At 63.7% G+C, this 21,130-nt stretch carries 21 protein-coding genes; 9 read left to right on the top strand and 12 right to left on the bottom strand.

The features are described from left to right. The first annotated feature begins 11 nt into the window (after positions 1–11). From BN2476_RS06125 to BN2476_RS06105, 5 genes are read left to right on the top strand one after another with little or no spacing between them, the layout of a single operon-like run. Complete coding sequence (locus BN2476_RS06125) at positions 12–446, top strand: DUF1178 family protein (protein ID WP_087733276.1); 435 nt, start codon at positions 12–14, stop codon at positions 444–446. 54 nt (positions 447–500) lie between these two features. Beyond that, positions 501–1,697 carry an acyl-CoA dehydrogenase family protein gene (locus BN2476_RS06120; RefSeq protein ID WP_087733335.1) on the top strand — a complete coding sequence of 399 codons (1,197 nt, stop codon included), beginning with the start codon at positions 501–503 and terminating at the stop codon, positions 1,695–1,697. A 10-nt stretch (positions 1,698–1,707) separates the two neighbouring features. Continuing rightward, a complete protein-coding gene (locus BN2476_RS06115) occupies positions 1,708–2,847 on the top strand; it encodes an acyl-CoA dehydrogenase family protein (RefSeq protein ID WP_087733275.1) in 1,140 nt (379 codons plus the stop codon). Positions 2,848–2,880: 33 nt separating this feature from the next. After that, the gene (locus tag BN2476_RS06110; protein ID WP_087733274.1) at positions 2,881–3,339 is read left to right on the top strand and encodes a MaoC family dehydratase; all 459 of its coding nucleotides are present in this window, start codon (positions 2,881–2,883) and stop codon (positions 3,337–3,339) included. Then, positions 3,336–3,800, top strand: a complete 465-nt coding sequence (locus tag BN2476_RS06105) for a MaoC family dehydratase (protein WP_087733273.1) — start codon at positions 3,336–3,338, stop codon at positions 3,798–3,800. Before BN2476_RS06110 ends, BN2476_RS06105 begins: the two co-directional genes overlap by 4 nt. Before the next feature lie 70 nt (positions 3,801–3,870). On the opposite strand, the gene BN2476_RS06100 is transcribed toward BN2476_RS06105, so the two are convergent. The 6 genes from BN2476_RS06100 to BN2476_RS06075 all read right to left on the bottom strand — a co-directional run bounded on the left by BN2476_RS06100 (position 3,871) and on the right by BN2476_RS06075 (position 10,621). Then, a complete protein-coding gene (locus tag BN2476_RS06100; protein WP_087733272.1) occupies positions 3,871–4,572 on the bottom strand; it encodes a glutathione binding-like protein in 702 nt (233 codons plus the stop codon). Between the two features lie 508 nt (positions 4,573–5,080). Further along, positions 5,081–6,331 carry an acyl-CoA dehydrogenase family protein gene (locus BN2476_RS06095; protein WP_087733271.1) on the bottom strand — a complete coding sequence of 417 codons (1,251 nt, stop codon included), beginning with the start codon at positions 6,329–6,331 and terminating at the stop codon, positions 5,081–5,083. Positions 6,332–6,396: 65 nt separating this feature from the next. Continuing rightward, a complete protein-coding gene (locus BN2476_RS06090; protein WP_087733270.1) occupies positions 6,397–7,503 on the bottom strand; it encodes a phosphotransferase in 1,107 nt (368 codons plus the stop codon). Positions 7,504–7,533: 30 nt separating this feature from the next. Further along, entirely contained in the window at positions 7,534–8,268 is a 735-nt protein-coding gene (locus BN2476_RS06085; protein WP_087733269.1) for a histidine phosphatase family protein, read from the bottom strand. Continuing rightward, complete coding sequence (locus tag BN2476_RS06080; protein WP_087733268.1) at positions 8,265–9,053, bottom strand: oxepin-CoA hydrolase, alternative type; 789 nt, start codon at positions 9,051–9,053, stop codon at positions 8,265–8,267. The genes BN2476_RS06085 and BN2476_RS06080 overlap by 4 nt, the downstream gene beginning before the upstream one ends. Further along, complete coding sequence (locus tag BN2476_RS06075; protein ID WP_087733267.1) at positions 9,053–10,621, bottom strand: 3-hydroxyacyl-CoA dehydrogenase; 1,569 nt, start codon at positions 10,619–10,621, stop codon at positions 9,053–9,055. Before BN2476_RS06075 ends, BN2476_RS06080 begins: the two co-directional genes overlap by 1 nt. Positions 10,622–10,793: 172 nt before the next feature. Here BN2476_RS06075 and BN2476_RS06070 point away from each other — a divergent pair, with 172 nt between their 5' ends. Continuing rightward, complete coding sequence (locus BN2476_RS06070; protein ID WP_087733266.1) at positions 10,794–11,441, top strand: glutathione S-transferase family protein; 648 nt, start codon at positions 10,794–10,796, stop codon at positions 11,439–11,441. Between the two features lie 76 nt (positions 11,442–11,517). On the opposite strand, the gene BN2476_RS06065 is transcribed toward BN2476_RS06070, so the two are convergent. Both BN2476_RS06065 and BN2476_RS06060 read right to left on the bottom strand, forming a co-directional pair. Next, entirely contained in the window at positions 11,518–12,708 is a 1,191-nt protein-coding gene (locus BN2476_RS06065; RefSeq protein WP_087733265.1) for a pyridoxal phosphate-dependent aminotransferase, read from the bottom strand. A gap of 159 nt (positions 12,709–12,867) precedes the next feature. Then, a complete protein-coding gene (locus BN2476_RS06060) occupies positions 12,868–13,383 on the bottom strand; it encodes a putative toxin-antitoxin system toxin component, PIN family (RefSeq protein ID WP_087733264.1) in 516 nt (171 codons plus the stop codon). 57 nt (positions 13,384–13,440) lie between these two features. On the opposite strand from BN2476_RS06060, the gene yaaA reads away from it, so the two are divergent. Next, complete coding sequence (gene yaaA / locus BN2476_RS06055; RefSeq protein WP_087733263.1) at positions 13,441–14,223, top strand: peroxide stress protein YaaA; 783 nt, start codon at positions 13,441–13,443, stop codon at positions 14,221–14,223. Between the two features lie 29 nt (positions 14,224–14,252). Then, positions 14,253–15,419, top strand: coding sequence for a M14 family metallopeptidase (locus tag BN2476_RS06050; protein ID WP_087733262.1), 1,167 nt, complete (start codon positions 14,253–14,255; stop codon positions 15,417–15,419). A gap of 135 nt (positions 15,420–15,554) precedes the next feature. Here BN2476_RS06050 and BN2476_RS06045 read toward each other — a convergent pair whose 3' ends face one another. From BN2476_RS06045 to BN2476_RS06030, 4 genes are all read right to left on the bottom strand, one after another. Beyond that, positions 15,555–16,247: a BspC domain-containing protein gene (locus BN2476_RS06045; protein WP_087733261.1), complete on the bottom strand. Its 693-nt coding sequence runs from the start codon at positions 16,245–16,247 to the stop codon at positions 15,555–15,557. A 204-nt stretch (positions 16,248–16,451) separates the two neighbouring features. Then, positions 16,452–17,126 carry an energy-coupling factor ABC transporter permease gene (locus BN2476_RS06040; RefSeq protein ID WP_087733260.1) on the bottom strand — a complete coding sequence of 225 codons (675 nt, stop codon included), beginning with the start codon at positions 17,124–17,126 and terminating at the stop codon, positions 16,452–16,454. Positions 17,127–17,218: 92 nt separating this feature from the next. Continuing rightward, on the bottom strand, positions 17,219–18,103 hold the full coding sequence (locus BN2476_RS06035) for a response regulator transcription factor (RefSeq protein ID WP_087733334.1): 885 nt from the start codon (positions 18,101–18,103) through the stop codon (positions 17,219–17,221). 198 nt (positions 18,104–18,301) lie between these two features. Further along, a complete protein-coding gene (locus BN2476_RS06030) occupies positions 18,302–19,516 on the bottom strand; it encodes a DUF2863 family protein (protein ID WP_087733259.1) in 1,215 nt (404 codons plus the stop codon). 260 nt (positions 19,517–19,776) lie between these two features. Here BN2476_RS06030 and BN2476_RS06025 point away from each other — a divergent pair, with 260 nt between their 5' ends. After that, on the top strand, positions 19,777–20,910 hold the full coding sequence (locus BN2476_RS06025) for an AI-2E family transporter (RefSeq protein ID WP_087733258.1): 1,134 nt from the start codon (positions 19,777–19,779) through the stop codon (positions 20,908–20,910). Positions 20,911–21,130 lie beyond the last annotated feature (220 nt).

Raw genomic sequence — 21,130 nt, 5'->3', positions numbered from 1 at the left:
CCTGATTCCACATGAAGGTCCTCGATCTACAGTGTCCGCACGATCATCGGTTCGAAGGCTGGTTCGCTTCCGCCGATGACTTCGAATCGCAGTTGTCCCGCAAGCTGGTCGAATGTCCGATTTGCGGTGCGACCGAAGTGAGCCGTTTGCCGTCGGCGCCGCGCCTGAATCTGTCGAAGGCGACGAGCGCCCCGACCGACAAGGCTCCCGCGAACGCTAGCGAATTGCAGGCGCACGTGATGCGCGCGCTGCGCGAGGTGCTGGAAAAGACCGAGAACGTGGGCGACCGCTTTGCCGAGGAAGCGCGGCGCATTCATTACAACGAAGCGCCCGCCCGCAGCATCCGGGGCATCACGACGCCCGAAGATGCGCGCGCCCTTGTCGAAGAAGGCATCGATGTGATGCCGCTGCCCGTACCCGCCGCGCTAAAAGAGCCGCTGCAATAGCCATCGCTTGCAGTGCTCCTGGCGGCGACAGGCCGCGGCCGGGAGACACTGCGCATGGATCTGAACTATTCCCCCGCCGACGACGCGTTCCGCGCCGACGTCCGCGCTTGGCTCGAAGCGAATCTGCCCGACGAGCTGCGCGACAAAGTCCTCAACCACAAACGTCTGAATCGCGACGACTTCGCGAACTGGCACAAGCTGCTCGGCAAGCGTGGCTGGTCGGCGCCCGCGTGGCCCGTCGAATATGGCGGCCCGAACTGGAACGCGACGCAGCGCCATATCTGGGACGAAGAGTGCGCTCGCATCGGCGCGCCGGCGGTGTTGCCGTTTGGCGTGTCGATGGTCGCGCCCGTGCTGATGAAGTACGGCAGCGAAGCGCAAAAGCGTCGCTATCTGCCGCGCATTCTGGATGGCATCGACTGGTGGTGCCAGGGTTATTCGGAGCCGGGCTCGGGCTCCGATCTGGCGTCGCTGCGCACGCGTGCCGAGCGCGTCGGCGACCATTACGTCGTCAACGGCCAGAAGACCTGGACGACGCTCGGCCAGCACGCCGACATGATGTTCTGCCTCGTGCGCACCGACAGCGCCGCGAAGAAGCAGGAGGGCATCTCGTTCCTGCTGATCGACATGAAGACGCCGGGCATCACCGTGCGCCCCATCATCACGCTCGACGAGGATCACGAAGTCAACGAAGTGTTCTTCGAGGACGTGAAGGTTCCTGTCGAGAATCTCGTCGGCGATGAGAATCGCGGCTGGACCTATGCGAAGTATCTGCTCGGTCATGAGCGCACGGGCATCGCGCGCGTCGGGCAGTCGAAGCGCGAACTCGTGTTTCTCAAACGGCTCGCGCTGACGCAGAGAAAGAACGGCAAGCCGCTGCTGCACGATCCGCTCTTTGCCGCGAAAGTCGCGAGCCTCGAAATCGAACTGATGGCGCTCGAAGTCACGGTGCAGCGCGTCGTGGCGAACGAAGCGGGCGGGCGCGGTCCGGGGCCGGAGGCGTCGATGCTGAAGATCAAGGGCACGGAAGTGCAGCAGGGACTGACGGAGCTGATGTTCGAAGCCGTCGGCCCGCTCGCCGCGCCGTTCGATGTGCCGTTCCTCGAAGGCGAACGCGCGCACAGCATCGCGGGCGACGACGATGCCGCGCCGCTCGCCGCGTACTACTTCAACTATCGCAAGACATCGATCTACGGCGGCTCGAACGAAATTCAAAAGAACATCATCGCGCAGATGATTCTCGGACTGTGAGGAGCGGCGCATGGACTTCAATTTCACCGACGAACAACAGCAATTCGCGGACGCGCTGCGCCGCTACCTCGACAGGCACTACGGCTTCGAAGCGCGTCAGGCGATCGTGCGCTCGGAAGCGGGCGTATCGGACGAGCACTGGTCCGCGTTCACCGAGCTCGGCTTGACCGCGCTGCCCGTGCCCGAGGCGCAGGGCGGCTTCAATGGCGGCACGGTCGACATGCTGGTCGTGATGCAGGAGCTGGGACGCGCGCTCGTCGTCGAGCCGTACTGGTCGACGGCTGTCGGCATCGAGGCGCTGAAGCTGTCCGGCACGGGAGAAGGCGACGACGCCGCGCTGCTCGAACGCGCGGCACAAGGGGAGATCAAGCTCGCCGTCGCGTTTCATGAGCCCGGCGCGCGCTACGATCTGTTCGCGATCGAAACGAAGGCGACGCGTCAAGGCGACGGCTATGTGCTGAGCGGTACGAAGTCGGTCGTGCAGCACGGCGCGCAGGCCGATCATTGGATCGTGCCTGCGCGGCTCGACGGCGAAGTGGCCCTGTTCGTCGTCGCACGCGATGCCGCGAGTACGCAGACCACTGCGCAAGTCACCGACTATCGGACGATCGACGGCCAGCGCGCCGCGACGCTCGCGCTCGACGCGACGCCGGCGCGCAAGCTGAACGGCAGGCATGCGGGCGCCGCCGCGTTCGAGCACGTCGCCGACTACGGCATCGTGCTGTTGTGCTCGGAGGCGATCGGCGCGCTCGATGCGCTGAATCACGCGACCGTCGAATACACGAAGACGCGTCAGCAATTCGGCGTGCCCATCGCGCGATTCCAGGCGTTGCAGCATCGGATGGTCGAGATGCTGATCCACACCGAGCAGGCGCGTTCCGCGACGTATCTCGCCGCCGTGCGCTACAGCAGCGACGACGCTGAAGAGCGCCGCCGGGCGGTGTCCGCAGCGAAAGTACGCGTGGGCCAGGCCGCGCGCTTCGTCGGCCAGCAGGCGGTGCAACTGCACGGCGGCATGGGCGTGACGAACGAAGTCGCGGCCGCGCATCTGTTCAAGCGTCTTGCGATCATCGAGACCACACTCGGCGATGTCGATCATCATCTTGCGCGCTTTGCCGCGCTGCCGGGATTCGCGACGGCCGACGCGTGAGCGCTGCCTCCAACACATGCAATGAGGTGAAAGATGGGTTTGAGCTACGAGGACATGGAAGTCGGCAAGACGTATGAAGTCGGCACGCACACGTTCACCCGCGATGAGATCATCCGCTTCGCGGAGCAGTACGATCCGCAGCCGTTCCATGTCGATGATGCCGGGGCCGCCGCGTCGCCGTATGGCACGCTGATCGCGAGCGGCTGGCACACGTGCTCGGTGATGATGGGCATGCTCGTGCGCAACATGCTGCAAGGCTCGACGTCGATGGGTTCGCCCGGCATCGATGACTTGCGCTGGCTCAAGCCCGTGCGCGTCGGCGACACGATCCGCATGACCAACAGCATCCTCGACAGGCGCGTATCGGCGAGCAAGCCGGATCGCGGCATTGTGTCGACGGAATGGCAGGGTATCAATCAGAACGGCGAACTCGTGATCACGGTGCGTTCGAAGGCGATCTTCGGGCTGCGCAATCCCGGGGCGGCCGCATGACGCCCGAGCTGACCCTGGGCCATGCCGACGACGTGCGTGCGCTCGTCGGGCAGCCGCCGCGCGTGAGCCATTGGGTCGAAGTCGATCAGGCGAGCGTCGACCGCTTTGCTGTCGCGACGGGCGATCACCAATGGATTCATGTCGACCCCGAGCGCGCCACGCGCGAGTCGCCGTTTGGCGGTCCGATCGCGCATGGCTTTCTGACGCTGTCGCTGATTCCGGCGCTGCTCGTCAGCACGTTCGGCTTCGAGCAGCGCATGGGCGTCAATTACGGGCTCAATCGCGTGCGCTTCACTGCGCCTGTGCCCGTGGGCTCGCAGTTGCGCGCGCGCTTTGCTGTGTCGGGCGTGACGGATGTCGAAGAGGGCGGCGTGCAGATCGTGTGGAACGTGACGCTCGAACGGCTGGGCAGCGAGCGCCCCGTGTGCATCGCGGAGTTCATCACGCGACACTATTTCTAGCGATGCCCTCAAGCGCCGTTGCGACGGACTTCAACGCATCGCAACGGCAGGCATCACCGACGCAGAACACTCAGTGCTTCGCGTACTGGGTCGCGCCGAACAGCACTTCCTTCGCCTTTTCGTCCATCAAAGGCACGCGCTCCGACGCCAACACTTCGACGCCGCGTTGCACGGCCGGGCGCGCGGCGATCGCTTCCTGCCAGCGCTTCACGTTCGGGAACTCGTCGATCTGCAAGCCCTGGTTTTGCCACGAGCGCGTCCACGGATACGTGGCGATATCCGCGATCGTGTAGTCGTTGCCTGCCAGATAACGCGTCTTGCCGAGCTTCGTGTCCATCACGCCGTACAGGCGCTTCGCTTCGTTCGTGTAGCGGTTGATCGCGTATTCGATGGGCTGCGGCGCATACACGCGGAAGTGGTGCGTCTGGCCGAGCATCGGGCCGATGCCGCCCATCTGGAACATCAGCCATTGCAGCGTTTCGTAACGCGCGGCGGGATCGATGGGGAGAAACTTGCCCGTCTTCTCGGCGAGGTAGATCAGGATCGCGCCGGACTCGAACAGCGAAAACGGCTTGCCGTCCGCGCGTTTCGGTCCGTCGCTGTCGATGATGGCGGGAATCTTGTTGTTCGGGCTGATCTCCAGAAACTCGTGCGTGAACTGATCGCCAGCGCCGATGTTGATGGGATGCGCGTTGTATTCGAGGCCCGTCTCCTCGAGCATGATGTGAATCTTCTGGCCGTTCGGGGTTGCCCAGCTGTAGACGTCGATCATCGTGGCTCCTTGTGTCTGGTTGTCTTTGGGTTTTTGCCTTCGCGCTGGCATCCGCGATGCGCCTACCGGCGCGAAGGTTGCCCCTGTGCGGGGCGGCACCTACTTTTCTTTGCGGCGGCAAAGAAAAGTAGGCAAAAGAAAGCCGCTCACACCGCCAGTGCTTGACCTTTACCCACGGGCTCTCAACGTTCCAGGGTCCTAATCGCGGTTTCAGTAACGACCGGCAAGCGCCCGCAAGAAAGTACGTACACGAACTGGAGCGGCGGTTGATCTATTACGGTCCACTTCGACCGCATCTCGTCACGGTATGTCACTCATTGGCGGCAAAGAAATTAAGTGCCGCCAAGCACACGCGGATGCCCGCGGCACGTCAAGCGAAACCACAGCAAAAACCGTCGCAGAGATAAAAAAATTAGACCACAGTTCGCCTGAGGCCGCTGACGCCGTGACAAGGGCGCCGCAAGTGTTAAAGACAGACAGCCGGGCACTACAGCAGCGTTTCTACGAACTAACTTCCAGCGTGAGAAGCGGACCCAGCACCCGCGTCCGCATACTTCGCCAGTTCAATCTTCGCAATCGCATTCCGATGCACCTCATCGGGACCATCGGCGAAGCGCAGCCAGCGTGCCGTCGTGTACGCATACGCGAGCGGAAAGTCGTCGCACATGCCCGCCGCGCCGTGTGCCTGCATCGCCCAGTCGATCACCTGGCACGCCATGTTCGGCGCGACGACCTTGATCATCGCGATCTCACCGCGCGCGCCCTTGTTGCCGACGGTGTCCATCATGTACGCCGTCTTCAGCGTCAGCAGGCGCGCCTGCTCGATCAGGCAGCGTGCTTCGGCGATGCGCTCCTGCGTGACCGTCTGCGCGGCGATCGGCTTGCCGAACGCGACGCGTTGCAGCGTGCGCTTGCACATCAGCTCGAGCGCGCGTTCTGCGAGTCCGATCAGGCGCATGCAATGATGGATACGCCCCGGCCCGAGACGCCCCTGCGCGATTTCGAAGCCGCGTCCTTCGCCCAGCAGCATGTTGGCGGCAGGCACGCGGACGTTGTCGAGCGTGATCTCCATGTGGCCGTGCGGCGCGTCGTCGTAGCCGAACACCGTCAGCGGACGATGCACGGTGATGCCCGTCGCGTCGGCGGGCACGAGAATCATCGACTGTTGCTGATGACGCGGCGCTTCGGGGTCGGTCTTGCCCATCACGATGAAGAGTTTGCAGCGCGGATCACCCGCGCCCGACGACCACCACTTGTGCCCATTGATCACATACGTATCGCCGTCGCGCACGATGCTCGTCTGAATGTTGGTCGCATCCGACGACGCCACTTCCGGCTCCGTCATCAGGAACGCCGAGCGAATTTGCCCTTGCAGCAACGGTTCCAGCCATTCGCGTTTGTTCTCGTCGCTGCCGTAGCGTTCGACGGTCTCCATGTTGCCCGTGTCGGGCGCGCTGCAATTGAAGACTTCGGGCGCCCACGGCACGCGGCCCATGATCTCGCACAGCGGCGCGTACTCGAGATTCGTGAGACCCGCGCCGCGCTCGGAGTCGGGCAGGAAGAGATTCCACAGGCCCGCATCGCGAGCGCTTTGCTTGAGGCCTTCGATCAGCTCGGTCGGCAGCCACGCGTTGCCTGCTTCGCGATTGCGCGCGACCTCGGCAGCATAGGCCTGCTCGTTCGGGTAAATGTATTCGTCGAAGAAAGCGAGCAGCTTCTCGCGCAATGCCTGGACCTTCGGGGTGTAGTCGAAATTCATCTTGCCCTCGTGGATGACGTTGAATCCGCTCTACAGACTGACTGAACGGCGGCGACGACGTTCAATCAGCGCACTTTCTGCGCGTAGCGCCATGCGAGTTCGGCTATCGGGCGCGCGCGGCGTCCCGCGTCGAGCGCCTGTTCGCTGGCTGCCGTGCCGTCGACCACGCGCTTCATGATCCCTTGCAGGATCGCCGCGATGCGGAACATGTTGTACGCGAGATAGAAGTTCCAGTCGCCGTGAATCGTGAAGCCCGTGCGCTCGCAATAGCGTTGCACGTACTGTGCCTCGTCGGGAATGCCGAGCGCGGCCCAGTCGAGTCCCGCGATGCCGCGAAACTGCGCGGGGTCGACGTGCCACGCCATGCAGTGATACGCGAAGTCGGCGAGGGGATCGCCCAATGTCGACAGCTCCCAGTCGAGCACGGCGAGCACGCGCGGCTCGTGCGGATGAAAGATCAGATTGTCGAGCCGGTAATCGCCATGCACGACGGACGCACGCTCGCCCGTTTCTGCGGGCATGTGCTGCGGCAGCCATTCGATCAGGCGATTCATCGCGTCGATCGGCTCGGTCTCCGATGCCTGATACTGCTTGCTCCACCGGCCGATCTGCCGCGCGAAATAGTTGCCCGGCTTGCCATAGCCGGCAAGCCCCGCCGCCTCGACATCGACGCTGTGCAGCGCGGCGATCACGCGATTCATCTCGTCGTAGATCGCGCCGCGCTGCGCTGGCGTCATGCCGGGCAGCGACTGATCCCACAGCACGCGGCCCTGCACGAACTCCATCACGTAGAACGCGCGGCCGATCACACTTTCGTCGTCGCACAGCGCGAGCATCTTCGCGACGGGCACATCGGTGTCGCGCAGCGCATCCATCACGCGGTATTCGCGTTCGATCGCATGCGCCGACGGCAGCAGTTTCGCGGAAGGGCCGGGCTTCGCGCGCATCACATACGAGCGCCCCGGCGTGATCAGCTTGAAGGTGGGATTCGACTGGCCGCCCGCGAACTGTTCGAGCGTCAGCGGCCCCGCAAAGTCTTCGATGTGCTGCGCGAGCCACGCGGAAAGCGCATCGATGTCGATGCGCTGCCGTTCGCTGACAGGCCGCGTGCCTTCGAACGCGGAGTAGTCGGTTTGAGTCGTCGATCCGGCTGGTGTCGCGTCTTGCGGCATGTCTCCTCCGTTGATGAACGATTGGGACGACTAGCTACGTTTCGTTTGAATGAATTGCGCGTAAAGCATTTCCATCGTCGTGTTGCGCACGTCTCGATGCAGCGGCGATGGCGGCGAGTGATTGATGAGCCGCACCACCCAGTCGCGCGGCGCGTCGCCCACGTCGAGCGCGTTGATGCAGCCCGTGGCCTGCGAGATATGGCCGAAGAACATGCGGCCGCCCGCCGTCAACGCGTGCGACAGGATCGCGCGATTGACGCCGCCATGCAGCACGAGCAGCGCGACATCCCACGATGTGTCGTCACGCAGCGCGGCCACGGCGGGCAGCACGCGGTCGAACAGTTCGCCGATCGTCTCGCCGCCGAGAAAGCGCGTGTCTTCCGCCACGATGCCGTCGAACACGCCGAGAAACGCCGCTTCGAGATCGGCAGCGGGAATCGAGCCGGGCTTGCCGCTGCGTATCTCTTCCCACGCGGGCTCGATCTCCATTTGCTGATCTTGTCGATTCATTTGCGCGAGCACGCGCTGCGCCGTCTCGACCGTGCGCGGCAAGCCGCTGACGATCACGCGATCGAAGCGCACGTTCTGCCCGGCGAACGCGCGGCCCGCGGCGTCGGCCTGAGCGCGGCCGTTCTCGTTGAGCGGCACGCGTTCCGGGTCGATCGTTTGGCCCGACGCGTCGAAGTACGTGACGTCGCCGTGCCGCATCAGATAGATGCGGCGGCGCTTCGGCAGCTGATAGCCCGATTGCGTCGGCGTGCTCATTTGTAGCGGGGCGCGCGTTTTTCGATGAACGCCGTGATGCCTTCGAGCCCGTCGCGATGATGCAGCGACGCGACGAAGCTGTCGCGCTCCGCGACGAGGTGATCGGGCAGCGACTGCATGCCCGCCGCCGCGAGCAGGCCTTTGATGCGCGCCTTCGCGTTCGGCGACACCTTGCCGAGATCGTCGGCCCATGCGATGGCTGCGTCGCGCACGGCGCCCGGCTTCGCGAGCCGGTTCACGACGCCAAGCTCATGAAGACGCGCCGCGCCGATCGGCTTGCCTTCGATCAGCACTTCCGTCGCGATCTGGCGCGGCAACGCGCGCGCGAGGAACCACGAGCCGCCGCCGTCGGGCGTGAGGCCGACGCGCGCATACGACATCACGAACTTCGCGTCGTCGGCGGCGACGATCAGGTCGCATGCGAGCGCGAGCGAAAAGCCCGCGCCCGCCGCCGCGCCTTCGACGGCCGCGATCACGGGCTTCGACGAGGCCTGCAGCGCGGCGATCCATTCGCCGAGCAGATCGATGCTTTGCGCCTGCACGGACGGGTCTTTCGCGCGATTTTCCAGCAGGCGGTTCAGGTTGCCGCCCGCGCAGAAGAACTGGTCGGCGCCCGTGATGACCACCGCGCCGATCGACGGATCGCGCTCGGCCGTATCCATTGCTTCGATGCCGGCTGCGTACATGTCCGGGTGCATTGCGTTGCGCGCGCCCGGATTCGAAAGCGTCAGCACGAGCGTCGATTCGCTTTCGGCGGGGCGGCTGGCGAGCAGTTCGGCGGCCATTATGCTTGCTCCTTTGCGTCGCTGTTGTCTGCTGCATCGGCCTGCGTCAGCGACATGCCGAGCTGCGCGCGGCGCGCGAGCCACGGCGACGGACGATAGCGCGGATCGCCGAGCACGCTGAAGATGTTGCGCAGGATCGTCAGGATGGTTTGCGCGCCGAGCGTGTCGCCGAGCGCAAGCGGTCCCCTCGGATAGCCTAGGCCGAGCGTCACGGCGAGATCGATGTCCTGCGTCGAGGCGATTCTGCGTTGCGCGATATCGCAGCCGATGTTGACGATGGTCGCGACCACGCGTTGCGCGACGAAGCCCGTCGAATCGCGGATCACGGTGACGGGCACGCCGTCGTGCGCGAAGAGGGCGTGCGCGGCATCGCGCGCGGCGCGCGTGGTCGCGGGCGTCGTCATCAGCGTGCGGCGTTGCGCGCCGACGAGCGGAAACAACGTATCGATCGCGACGACGCGGCTTGCGTCCAGATTTTCATCGACGGCGGCCGTCGTCGCATCGAGGCCGAGCGGCGTCACGACGATCAGCGAATCGGCGGTGGGCGTCGCGGCGTCGTCCACGGCGACACCGGCCTTCGCGACGAGTTCGAGCACCGCATCGCGCGCGGCGGGCACGCGGCTGCTGACCCATACACGCTTGGGCAATTCCGTCGGCGCGGGCGCTTCGGCGGCTACCTGCTGCTTGCCGTCGACATACTTGTAGAAGCCTTCGCCCGCCTTGCGTCCGATCAGGCCGCCCGCGAGCCGCGTGCCCGTGATCGGCGACGGCGTGAAGCGCGGCTCTTCGTAGAACTGGTGATAGATCGATTCCATCACGGGATGCGATACATCGAGCGCCGTCAGGTCGAGCAGCTCGAACGGCCCGAGCCGGAAGCCCGCCTGCTCGCGCATGATGCGGTCGACGTCGACGAAGCTCGCGATGCCTTCGTCCGCGATCCGCAGGCCTTCCGTGTTCATGCCGCGGCCCGCGTGGTTGACGATGAAGCCGGGCATGTCCTTAGCGCGCACGGGCGTGTGACCCATGCGGCGCGACAGATCCATCAGCGCGTCGCCGGCAGCGGGATCGCTGCGCAGGCCGTCGATCACTTCGACGACCTTCATCAGCGGCACCGGATTGAAGAAGTGATAGCCAAGCACGCGCGACGGGTCCGCGCATGCGGCCGCAATCGCCGTGATCGACAGCGACGACGTGTTCGACGCCAGGATGCAGCGCTCGCTGACAATGCCTTCGAGTTCCTTGAAGAGCCCGCGCTTCACGTCGAGCTTTTCGACGATCGCTTCGACGACGAGATCGCAGTCCTTGAGTTCTTCGAGCGCATCCGCGCCCGTCACGCAGGCGAGGGCGGCGAGCGAGCGCGAGTTGTCGAGCTTCCCTTTGGCGACGAGCTTCGCGAATGTGTCCGACAGGTAATCGCGCGCGGCGCCGACCGCGGTGGAATTGGTATCGTAGAGGCAGACCTTGAGACCGGCGAGCGCGGCGATCTGCGCGATGCCGCGGCCCATCGCGCCCGTGCCGACGATGCCAACGGTGTCTATGCTGTACTGGCGAGAGGTGACGGATGACATGATGTGACTCACTCCATGGTTATTTTAAAATGGTACGTTCGTTTCAGATCGATCGCATTCGTCGCCTGACGCGGTGCGCATCGGTTCCAGCGGCGCGCTGCGCAATGTGCGGAGGCGCAAGGCGCGACGAACGACAAACGACTTTCGACAACCATCCGCAGGGAGACATTGGATGATCAAGCTGCACGGTTTTGCGCTGTCCAACTATTACAACAAAGTGAAGTTTGCGCTGCTCGAATTCGGCATTCCGTTCGAAGAAGTGCTCGTGATGCCGAGCCAGGACGAGGCGTTTCTCGCGCATTCGCCGCTCGGCAAGGTGCCGTTCATCGAAACGGAGCATGGCAGCCTGTGCGAGTCGCAGGCGATCATCGAATATCTGGCCGCCGCCTACCCCGAAAAGGCGATGTTCTCGCCCGATCCTTGGGAAGCCGCGAAAGAGCGCGAACTGATCACGTTCGTCGACGTGCATCTCGAACTGACGGCGCGCAATCTGTACAAGCAGGCGTTCTTCGGCGGCACGATCACCGATGCCACCAAGGGGCGCACCGAGAAACTGCTGATCCATCACATAAGCGGCTTCAGACGGCTTGCGAAGTTCACGCCGTATCTGCGCGGCGACCGGTTCAGCATCGCGGACGTCGCCGGGTTTGCGAGCTTGCCGCTCGTCGGCATGGCGACGCAGGCGATTTACGGACGCGATTTTCTGCTCGATGTCGGCATCGACTGGAAGCCGTACGTGAAGGCGATCAATGCACGGCCGGCTGCGCAGCGCGTGACGGACGACCGCAAGGCGTACATCGAAGTGCAAAGGAAGAAGTGACGACGCGGGCGTGCTGAACCGCTTCGCGCGCGATGGCGAAGAACCACGGTTCGTTCGCGACATCGCGCGCGCCATGTCAGAGACGCGCCAGCCGTTCGAGCGCGGTCGCGAGCGTCTCTTCTTTCTTCGCGAAGCAGAAGCGCACGACGCCCGATTCGTGCGGCTCGCGATAGAACGCCGACACGGGAATCGCCGCGACGCCGATCTCGCTCGTCAGCCATTGCGCGAACCCGGCTTCGGGCATGTCGCTGATGGCCGAATAGTCGACGCACTGGAAATACGTGCCCGTGCACGGCAGCAGCTTGAAGCGCGTGCCTTCCAGACCGGCGCGGAAGAAGTCGCGCTTCTTCTGATAGAACGCGGGCAGATCCAGATACGGCCCCGGGTCCTGCATGTAATGCGCGAGGCCCAGTTGCATCGGCGTGTTGACGGTGAACACGTTGAACTGATGCACCTTGCGGAATTCCGCCGTCAACGGCGCGGGCGCGGCCACATAGCCGACCTTCCAGCCCGTCACGTGATACGTCTTGCCGAAGCTCGACACGACGAAGCTGCGCTGCGCAAGCTCCGGATAGCGCGCGACGCTTTCGTGCGGCGCGCCGTCGTAGACCATGTGCTCGTAGACCTCGTCGGACAGAATCAGCACGTTGGTGCCGCGCACGATCTCCTCGAGCTTCTTCATGTCGTCCGCGCGCCATACCGTGCCCGTCGGATTGTGCGGCGTGTTGATCAGGATCATGCGCGTTTTCGGCGTGATCGCGGCGGCGAGCCTGTCGAACGGAATCGCGTAGTCGGGTGCTTCGAGCGTCACGAATACGGGCTTGCCGCCCGCGAGCTCGATCGACGGCAGATAGCTGTCGTAAGTCGGCTCGACGACGATCACTTCATCGCCCGGATGCACGGCGCACAGGATGGCCGTCAGAAGCGCCTGCGTTGCGCCGGCCGTCACGGTGATTTCCGTCGTCGCGTCGTAGCGGCGGCCGTACAGGCTTGAGATCTTGTCGGAGATGGCCTGGCGCAGCGGTGCGACGCCCGCCATCGGCGGATACTGGTTGTGACCGTCGCGCATCGCGTTCGACACCGCCTCGACAATGCGCGGATCGCAATCGAAATCCGGAAAGCCCTGGCCGAGATTGACCGCGTCCTTTTCGACGGCAAGCGCGCTCATCACGGTGAAGATCGTCGTGCCGACGTTCGGCAGGCGGGAGGGGAACGAAGGGGACGTGGTCGTCATAGGCGTGGTCGTCATGTCGTGCGGTGCGTTCATCTCGCGTTCCGAATGCGGCGCCCGGTTGCCGGGGCCGTGGTCGTCGATGCGGTTGGAGTCGGGTGTGATGCTCGATTGTAGGGAAAATCTGCGCAGCGCATCTGCGAGCCGGGCTCGGAGCGCATGGCCCTTCGGCTGCGGGACGGCTTCAGGACGGCTTCAGGCCGCGACGCACTCGTCGCTGGCGAGCGCGCACTCGGCGACGAACGGCGCGGGCTGCGCGATCCGGAAACCGAAATCGCGTGCAATCCGCTTCGCGAGCTTCAGCACCGCGCGATCCTTCGAAATCAGCCAGTCGGCCTGCATCGCGTGCGCAAGCTCGAGAAACTTCTGATCGTCGCGGTCCTTGCATTTGGGCAGCGGGCGCGCGTCGCCGGCGTTATCGGCGGGAACGGGCGGCTCGACGAGCGTCGACAGCCGCGCGAGCCTCGCGAGCGCGGCGGTTTTGTCGACGGCGCGCTTTTCGAACTGCGGATAGTCGAGCACGTGCGTCAGTTCGGCGAGGCACCGCGCGTCGATCAGCGCGCGCAACGCGCCGCGTTCGAGCGCGGCGAGAATGGGGCGCGTGTGCGGATCGTCGAACACGAGAATATCGATCCACACGTTCGAATCGAGCACGACGGCGGGCGTGGCTGCGGAGGCGTTCTGTCGAGGCAAGGCAGGGGTTTCGGGCATTCGTTACAATCTGGCTTTCGTCTTTGACCGCCAGGCACGGCGTGCCTGAAAGCCTCTATGATAATCGTTCTGTCGCCGGCCAAATCGCTCGACTACGACACCCCGCCGCACGTCAAGAAGCACACGATCCCCGATTTTGTCGATGACGCCGCCGAACTGATCGGCGATCTGCGCCGTCTGTCGCCGCAAGACATTGCGTCGTTGATGGACATTTCCGATCAGCTTGCGCATCTGAACTTTCAGCGTTACGCCGACTGGTCGCCGAAATTCGACGCGTCCAATTCGAAGCAAGCCGTGCTCGCGTTCAACGGCGACGTGTATGAAGGCTTCGACGCGAAATCGCTCTCCGCATCCGATCTCGACTACGCGCAGCAGCATGTGCGCGTGCTGTCAGGCCTGTATGGGCTCTTGCGTCCGCTCGATCTGTTGCAGCCTTACCGGCTCGAAATGGGCACTCGCTTTGCGAACCAACGCGGCAAGGATCTGTACGCGTTCTGGGGCGAGCGCATCACGCAGGCGCTCAACCGGCAGCTGGAGAAGAAGGCAGGCGATTCGCGCGTGCTGATCAATTGCGCGTCGACGGAATACTTCAAGTCCGTCAAGCCGAAGCTGCTCGCCGCGCCCGTCGTCACGCCCGTGTTCGAGGACTGGAAGGGCGGTCGCTACAAGATCATCAGCTTTCACGCGAAGCGCGCGCGCGGGCTGATGGCGCGCTTCGCGGTGGAGCATCGCCTCGATGCGCCGGAGCAGCTCAAGCGCTTCGATGCCGAAGGCTATGCGTTCGACGCCGACGCATCGAACGATTCCACTTACGTATTTCGCCGGCGCATCGCGGACTGACGCCGCGCCACAAGAGCAGGAAAGAGATCATGACGTTATCCATTACGAGCAACTTCGACGCCGGCGCGATCGAAGTCCTGTCGTGCGAGCAAGCCGACAACATCCGTTTGCGCGTGCGTCCCGACAGTCACGCCGACTTTGCGCAGTGGTTCTATTTCCGTCTGACGGGCGCGCGCGGCGAGCGCTGCGTGATGACGTTCGAGAATGCCGCCGACTGCGCGTTCGCCGAAGGCTGGCGCAACTATCAGGCGTGCGCGAGCTACGACCGCGTGAACTGGTTCCGCGTGCCGACCTCGTATGACGGGCGCGTGCTCACCATCGATCACACGCCCGATTTCGACAGCATCTATTACGCGTACTTCGAGCCGTATAGCGAAGAGCGCCACTCGGAATTTCTCGGTGCCGTCCAACAGATGCCGCATGCCGCGCTGACGGAACTCGGCAAGACGGTCGAAGGCCGGCCGATGTCGCTGCTGACGCTCGGCACGCCGACGCTGCTCGACGACGGAACGCTGAAGCCCAAGAAAAAAATCTGGATCATCGCTCGCCAGCATCCGGGCGAGACGATGGCCGAATGGTTCGTCGAAGGGCTGGTGAAGCGGCTCGCGGGGTGGGGTGACTGGTCAGGCGATCCGGTTGCGCGCAAGCTCTACGATTACGCCGACTTCTTTATCGTGCCGAACATGAATCCCGACGGCAGCGTGCATGGCAATCTGCGCACGAATGCGGCGGGCGCGAACCTGAATCGCGAATGGATGGAGCCGGACGCCGCGCGCAGTCCCGAGGTGCTGCTCGTGCGCGACGCGATTCGCGCGACCGGCTGCGATCTGTTCTTCGATATTCACGGTGACGAAGCGCTGCCGTATGTGTTCGTTGCGGGCTCCGAAATGCTGCCGGGATTTACCGAGCGGCAACGGCAGGAGCAGACAGCGTTCGTCGAAGGCTTCAAGCGCGCGAGTCCCGACTTCCAGGACAAGTACGGTTACGAAGCGAGCAAGTATCGGCAGGATGCGCTGAAGCTTGCGTCGAAGTACATCGGCAACGAGTTCGGCTGCCTGTCGCTGACGCTGGAAATGCCGTTCAAGGACAATGCGAATCTGCCCGACGAGCGCGTGGGCTGGAACGGCGAGCGCAGCGCATCGCTCGGCGCGGCGATGCTGCAGGCGATCCTCTGGCATATGGAGGCGTTTGCCTGAGCGTCGCTTCGCTGCTTTTGTGCATCGAATTGACGCGTAGTAAAGGTATGCAAAAAAGCGAGGCCACGCATGATGTGTGGCCTCGCTTTTTGCTTGTCGTTTGATCGGACGTTCGACGCTGCCGTCAAGCGAGCGTCATTGTTTTTTCTTCGCCGCCGACTTCTTCGTGCTTGCCTTTGAGGTACTGCTCTTCGTCGCGCTGCTTTTGGTCGTGACCGCCTTGCCCGACGATTTGCTGGACTTCTTGGTAGCCGGTATGCCGGCCGCGCCGCCCTTCGTCGATTTTCCGCCTGACTTTTTCTTCGAGCCCTTGCCGCCGGCCGCGTGCTTGCCTGTCGCGCCGTGCGAGCCTGACGACGCTGCGCTACGTGCGCGCAACGGCGGCACGGGATCGTTCCAGCTGAACGCGAGCATCTGCGGGCCGACATAGCCGCAGCGAAACTTGAGTTGCGACGGATCGCCGCCGCCTTGCGGAATGCCGAGACCTTCGACGGTCACGATGTTGTCGACCTTGACCTTCTGCTTGCCTTCGTCGAACGAATCGTTCCAGGGGGTGATGGCCGCGTGCGCGCTATCGAACGAGCTGGGCGGAAACTCCACGTGATCGAAAGCCGTCGATGTGCTCGCGACGAAATTGCCATGCGCGGCGCAATCCGCGACAAGGGGATCGGCGTGCATTTCGTTGATGAATTTGTTGACGAGGTCGTTGTGCTGCCCGAGCTGATCGGCGAAGGCGGGCAGAGCGCATACGAGCGACGTGCTCGCAGCCCACACCGCTAACCGGCCGACCAACCGCAGCAATCGGCGCGGTGCGTTGGTGCGTTCCATCTATCTGGGTAAAAAATGCTGTGGAGACTTCAGGCACATAAGATGCCCGTCGAAGGCGTTGAGTTCAATCCTGGCAGAAATATTTTGCGGCGTCGTTGTGAGGCAACTCAAGCAGAGATGGGTGAGCCTGTGCTGCTCGCGTGTCAACCTCGCAGACACGTAGGCGCATGCGTTTCAGACATCGACGGTTAATTCCCTAAGCGCTCAGGTACGTGGGCCACCAAGACGATAGCGCCGCACATCATAAGTCGTGACCCAGGCGGGACGATAGACGGCGATCAAGGCAGTCGACATGCCCGTGAACCACGATTCGCCCGAGGCAAGCAGGAACACACTAAACGCATAGCCGGCCGGGATAACGGACATCGAACCGTCGGCAAGCGCGATGTGCGTTGCCAGTGCAACCGCCGACGCAACTGATACGGCAATGGCAGGCGAGACGAAGCCCTGCCCGAAGATGAACATGAACAGATTGCGCGGCAGCCACGCGATGCTTGCGCGCTGCAGAAGCGTCGACACGCCGACGGGCACTGCGCCGAATACGAGGAACGTAAGCGCAATGCCTTGCCACGGTGCATCGAAGACGACGGCAGCGAGGCCGGTGACGACTGCCATCGCGATCAGCGCAAGACCCCAGTCGAACAGCGTGACGACGAGTGTTGCGCCGAGCAGGTGAATCACGGTGCCGTCTTCGAGCCATGCGTTCGTCGCCCACAGCACCGATACGGCGACGATGATCGCAAGCCACACGTGCTGAAGCACGGGTTCCTGCAACCGCTTGAACGGGTTCTTCCAGAACGTTAGCGCGAGCAAAGCCACAGCGGCAATCCAGCCACCGACAGCGACCCACAACGGAAGCGGCGTATAGAGGAAACCCATGTCTTCATATTACTCGTTGGAGGCCCAAAGGTGTGAGCGGATTCCGTGCCAGCAACGTTTTATGTCGATTCACGGTTGCTTCCTTTCGACCTTTACATCGCGCCTTCGTCGGATGCGCGGCTCTTGCGGCGCGCACCGTAAGGCGTCGTCGCTTCGGCCGCCATCGGCAGCGCATTCGGGTTGTCGTTGGCCGGCAACGGATAACGGAACGTGCGCGGCTTGCGCTGACGAAGCGGCGCGACGTTCGACGTCACGCGCGCGGGCCGCGGGATGCGATTGTGTCCGCTGCGCAGCACTTCCAACTGCGCGGTGAGCCAGCCGTTGTAGATGGCGACGGCGGCTGCGCGGTTCGGTGCGCCGAGCTGCTGGAAGATCGTCGCCAGATGGATTTTCACAGTGCCCTCGCTGATGCCTAATGCGCGTGCGATCATTTTATTCGTGCTTCCCATATGGACGCAGCGCATGATCTGTTCCTGTCGCGGCGAAAGGCCGCCCGCGAAGCGCGGCCGCTTCGGCGGTGTCGGGATCAGTTCGAGCGAGCGCGCTTCCGTCCGCGGACGCGTGAGCTTGCCGCCGTGCGTCGGCGCGTCGAGTGAAAGCGCGCCGGCCGGGATGTAGTGACAGCCGAGCAGGACCATTTCGAGCGCGCGCACGATCACGCGTGGATCGGTCGTACGCGGAATGACACCGAGCACGCCTTTTTCGACGAGCGCGCGCACGTGAGCCGGCGATATATCGTCGACCAGCACTGCGACGGGCAGGCCCGGATGGTTGGCGAGCAGCGCGCGTGCGTCGGTGGGCGACATCCAGTCTTCCCAGTCGATTAGTAGCAGGTCCGGCTCGAGGCGCCGCAACGTGCGCTCGGCCTGTGGCCAGTCCTGCGCTTCGCCGAAGCGTGCCTGTCGGTCGATTTGTCGCAGAAGCGCCTTGAGTCCTTCCCTGCGTTCGGCGTCCGAATTGAGAACTGAAAATCGCATGCATTGCCTCCTGATCGATCGGTCGTGGCGGCGCGCTGCACGCAACGAAATTGTCGTCGTGCAGCGATGCACCATCGCAACGATGATGACAAATTCCCTGTCTCGTGGCGGCCTGTCCAGGTGGCATAGGACGAGTGCCATGAAAAAAGCCCCGCATTCAGCGGGGCTTGATTCGATGCAGAGAAAATTCTGAAGTGATCAGTGGAAATGCGGTTGCGCGGGCTCGGCATCTTCGGGCATTTCGGCGTGAACGATCTCGCCGAGCGGATCTGCATACAGCGGCACGCCGCAGTCGTCACAATATTCCGGCTCGAAGCGGCCCGCGTGACGGCGAATTTCAGTGATGCCCGTTTCTTTCAGCAGCGCGACGATGTCTTCGAGCGGGCCGTCGCTCGCCATTGTTTCTTGCGGTTCTTCGTCGATGCCCGGGTCGCCGTTCTCGCGGCCGTACAGCGGCCATACGACGCCGTAGATGACATCATTGCTGCCGCGGCGCGTGAAGCCGATGCGGTATTCGTCGATGCGCCGCTCGCCGAAGCCCGCGACGACCGCGCGCAATTCGTCGGGCGTCGCGCCGATCGTGTCGAACAGATAGCGCACCGCCGTGCGCACGGTGTGCGGGCGCACGCGTTCGTCGGCGTCGCGGCAGGCCGAATAGTACGCGTCGGGCAACAGGCATTCGAATTCGCAGCCCGGCAACACGACGGCCAGGTTGGCGCCGCCTTGTGTGGCCCATTGCTCGAGACACTGGCCGCGCTCGATGCGCGAGCCGTGCTCTTCTTCCTGCCAGCGGAACACGGGTGCGCCGACGGGCGCTGCCACCACGGCTAGCAGGAAGCGTGGATCGGCAAGAATGGGCGATGTTTCCGGCAACTCGCCGAAGTTGATCTTCGCGTTGCCGCCGCCGACGGCCGCCTGCGCGAGTTGCTGCGCGAGACGCCACGTTTCGACGTGGTGACGCGGCAACTGGTCGATGCTATACATGAACGGCGCCATTGCGACGCGGGTGCCATCGGCCAGCACATGCGCCTGCAGATGCGCGCGCAGCGCGTCGGCGGCATCGCCTTTGAGCGAGCCCGACGGAATCACATAGCGCGTCCACGCCAGCACGGGCGCGGCGATCAGCAACGCTTCGTACTCGACGCCGTCGTGCTCGACGGTCAGCGATTCGCTATGCGTTTCGGCCATGTCAGCGAGGGCGCCATAGGCGTCCGGATGATTCTGCTGAAGATGGTCGAGCGCGGCGTCGAGGGTCGTCTGGTTGCCGTTGCGGACTATTTTTGCGAGCAGCGCGTCCAGCTTGGCTTCCCAGAAGCGATCCTCGGTGCGGCTGCCCGACGCGAAAAGCGCGAGCGAAAGACCGACCAGCTTGTCGGCATCGGGAGGGAGACGTTTGGCGATTCGCGAGCGCATAAATCCGGAGGTTGTGTGCAGAGAACCATATATTCTAGTCCTTTCTGCGTCGACATATTATCGACACGCATTGCTGGCAGTCGTTGGCCTGTCGTGCGGGCGTCCCGCGGCCGAGAGAAGGCGGGTGACGGCGCGTTCTGTAAGCGTCGTTGCCGCCGATCAGTGCTTTCGTTAGTGCTTTCCTATACTTTTTTGCAGACGTTTGGGCGTCTGCAGGTCGGTCGCCGCGGTCTGGCCGGAATGGCAATCGGGAGGGGCGCATGGTGAAATCGGACCAACTGATCGAGCGGCTCGCAGCCGTGTTCGCGCTGCTGCTGTTGGTCGGCGGCTCGCTGCTGGTGCTGGCGCCGTTCACGACGGCGCTGCTGTGGGGCGCGATTCTCAGCTACAGCTCGTGGGGGTTCTTTCGCAAATTGTCCGCGACTCTCGGCGGGCGGCGTAAATGGGCGGCGACGCTCATTGTGCTCATCATTCTGGTCGTCGTGCTGGGGCCATTCGTCTATGCGGGCTTTGCGCTGGGCGCGCACGCGAAGGACATCACCGCGTTCGTCGAGCGTCTGATGAATTCGGGTCTGCCGGATCTGCCGGATTGGGTCGCGCGCATTCCGCTTGTCGGCTCGAACATCGAGTCGTTCTGGGAGCGCGTGACGAGCAGCAATTCGGAAATGGTCGCGCAGTTGCGCGTGCTGGCCGCGCCGGCCGGCAAGTGGATACTCGCTGCGGCGCTCGCCGTCACGCATGGTCTCGGAATGCTGGCGCTCAGCATCATCCTCACTTTCTTCTTCTATACGGGCGGCGAGGGCGCTGCCGCGTGGCTCAACGCGGGCATGCGGCGCATCGCGGGCGAGCGCGCCGACTATCTGCTGACTTTGGCGGGCAGCACGGTAAAGGGCGTGGTGTACGGCATCCTCGGGACGGCTCTGGTGCAGGGGGTGCTGGCCGGTTTCGGCTGCTGGATCGCGGGCGTTCCGGCGCCGGCGCTGCTTGGGCTCGCGACTTTCTTCCTGTCGGTGATTCCCGGCGGCCCCGTCGTGGTATGGCTGCCCGCCGCGATCTGGCTTTATCACGGCGGCGAAACGGGCTGGGCGATCTTTCTCGTGGTTTGGGGCGTGCTGGTCGTCGGCATGTCCGATAACGTCATCAAGCCTATCCTGATCGGCAAGAGCAGTGACATGCCGCTGATCCTCGTGATGCTCGGAATTCTGGGCGGCGCGTTTGCGTTTGGTTTCCTCGGCGTGTTTATCGGACCGACGCTTCTTGCCGTGGCTTATACGGTGCTACACGACTGGACGATCGGTTCACCCGATGCTCGCGAGCTGGCGGCGAGAACAGGCAGCCAACCTGTCGACGCAGTGACGCAAGTGGAGAAGGCGCCAGGTGCGTCGAGCAAATAGCTGCGGATAAAAAACTTCCGCCACGCTCTTGTCATTGGGCCGTGGATGGCCTAAGATTCGCGTCCTTCGTTGGGGCGCGCCGTTTGCGGCGCAACGCAGCGGAGGCCGCGACAGAAACGGCGCGGTGGTGGGACCGGCAGGGTTTTAAGCGATGATGCAAAAAACCTGTTGACGGAAGCCGGAAGGTTCTTCATAATCTCATTTCTCTGCTGCTGATGCA

It is taken from the genome of Paraburkholderia piptadeniae (assembly GCF_900007165.1).
GTDB classification, from domain to species: domain Bacteria; phylum Pseudomonadota; class Gammaproteobacteria; order Burkholderiales; family Burkholderiaceae; genus Paraburkholderia; species Paraburkholderia piptadeniae.
Note: the sequence above shows the minus strand (reverse complement) of the source record. Positions and strands in the feature narration are given on the sequence as shown.

What these genes read in the sequence shown, in the direction of transcription:
- BN2476_RS06095 (WP_087733271.1), bottom strand. Translation starts at nt 6,331, where the DNA reads ATGAATTTCGACTACACCCCGAAGGTCCAGGCATTGCGCGAGAAGCTG.
- BN2476_RS06085 (WP_087733269.1), bottom strand. Translation starts at nt 8,268, where the DNA reads ATGAGCACGCCGACGCAATCGGGCTATCAGCTGCCGAAGCGCCGCCGC.
- BN2476_RS06110 (WP_087733274.1), top strand. Translation starts at nt 2,881, where the DNA reads ATGGGTTTGAGCTACGAGGACATGGAAGTCGGCAAGACGTATGAAGTC.
- BN2476_RS06030 (WP_087733259.1), bottom strand. Translation starts at nt 19,516, where the DNA reads ATGCGCTCGCGAATCGCCAAACGTCTCCCTCCCGATGCCGACAAGCTG.
- BN2476_RS06125 (WP_087733276.1), top strand. Translation starts at nt 12, where the DNA reads ATGAAGGTCCTCGATCTACAGTGTCCGCACGATCATCGGTTCGAAGGC.
- BN2476_RS06045 (WP_087733261.1), bottom strand. Translation starts at nt 16,247, where the DNA reads ATGGAACGCACCAACGCACCGCGCCGATTGCTGCGGTTGGTCGGCCGG.
- BN2476_RS06075 (WP_087733267.1), bottom strand. Translation starts at nt 10,621, where the DNA reads ATGTCATCCGTCACCTCTCGCCAGTACAGCATAGACACCGTTGGCATC.
- BN2476_RS06105 (WP_087733273.1), top strand. Translation starts at nt 3,336, where the DNA reads ATGACGCCCGAGCTGACCCTGGGCCATGCCGACGACGTGCGTGCGCTC.
- BN2476_RS06035 (WP_087733334.1), bottom strand. Translation starts at nt 18,103, where the DNA reads ATGCGATTTTCAGTTCTCAATTCGGACGCCGAACGCAGGGAAGGACTC.
- BN2476_RS06100 (WP_087733272.1), bottom strand. Translation starts at nt 4,572, where the DNA reads ATGATCGACGTCTACAGCTGGGCAACCCCGAACGGCCAGAAGATTCAC.
- BN2476_RS06120 (WP_087733335.1), top strand. Translation starts at nt 501, where the DNA reads ATGGATCTGAACTATTCCCCCGCCGACGACGCGTTCCGCGCCGACGTC.
- BN2476_RS06025 (WP_087733258.1), top strand. Translation starts at nt 19,777, where the DNA reads ATGGTGAAATCGGACCAACTGATCGAGCGGCTCGCAGCCGTGTTCGCG.
- BN2476_RS06115 (WP_087733275.1), top strand. Translation starts at nt 1,708, where the DNA reads ATGGACTTCAATTTCACCGACGAACAACAGCAATTCGCGGACGCGCTG.
- BN2476_RS06050 (WP_087733262.1), top strand. Translation starts at nt 14,253, where the DNA reads ATGACGTTATCCATTACGAGCAACTTCGACGCCGGCGCGATCGAAGTC.
- BN2476_RS06090 (WP_087733270.1), bottom strand. Translation starts at nt 7,503, where the DNA reads ATGCCGCAAGACGCGACACCAGCCGGATCGACGACTCAAACCGACTAC.
- BN2476_RS06070 (WP_087733266.1), top strand. Translation starts at nt 10,794, where the DNA reads ATGATCAAGCTGCACGGTTTTGCGCTGTCCAACTATTACAACAAAGTG.
- BN2476_RS06060 (WP_087733264.1), bottom strand. Translation starts at nt 13,383, where the DNA reads ATGCCCGAAACCCCTGCCTTGCCTCGACAGAACGCCTCCGCAGCCACG.
- BN2476_RS06080 (WP_087733268.1), bottom strand. Translation starts at nt 9,053, where the DNA reads ATGGCCGCCGAACTGCTCGCCAGCCGCCCCGCCGAAAGCGAATCGACG.
- BN2476_RS06040 (WP_087733260.1), bottom strand. Translation starts at nt 17,126, where the DNA reads ATGGGTTTCCTCTATACGCCGCTTCCGTTGTGGGTCGCTGTCGGTGGC.
- BN2476_RS06065 (WP_087733265.1), bottom strand. Translation starts at nt 12,708, where the DNA reads ATGAACGCACCGCACGACATGACGACCACGCCTATGACGACCACGTCC.
- yaaA (WP_087733263.1), top strand. Translation starts at nt 13,441, where the DNA reads ATGATAATCGTTCTGTCGCCGGCCAAATCGCTCGACTACGACACCCCG.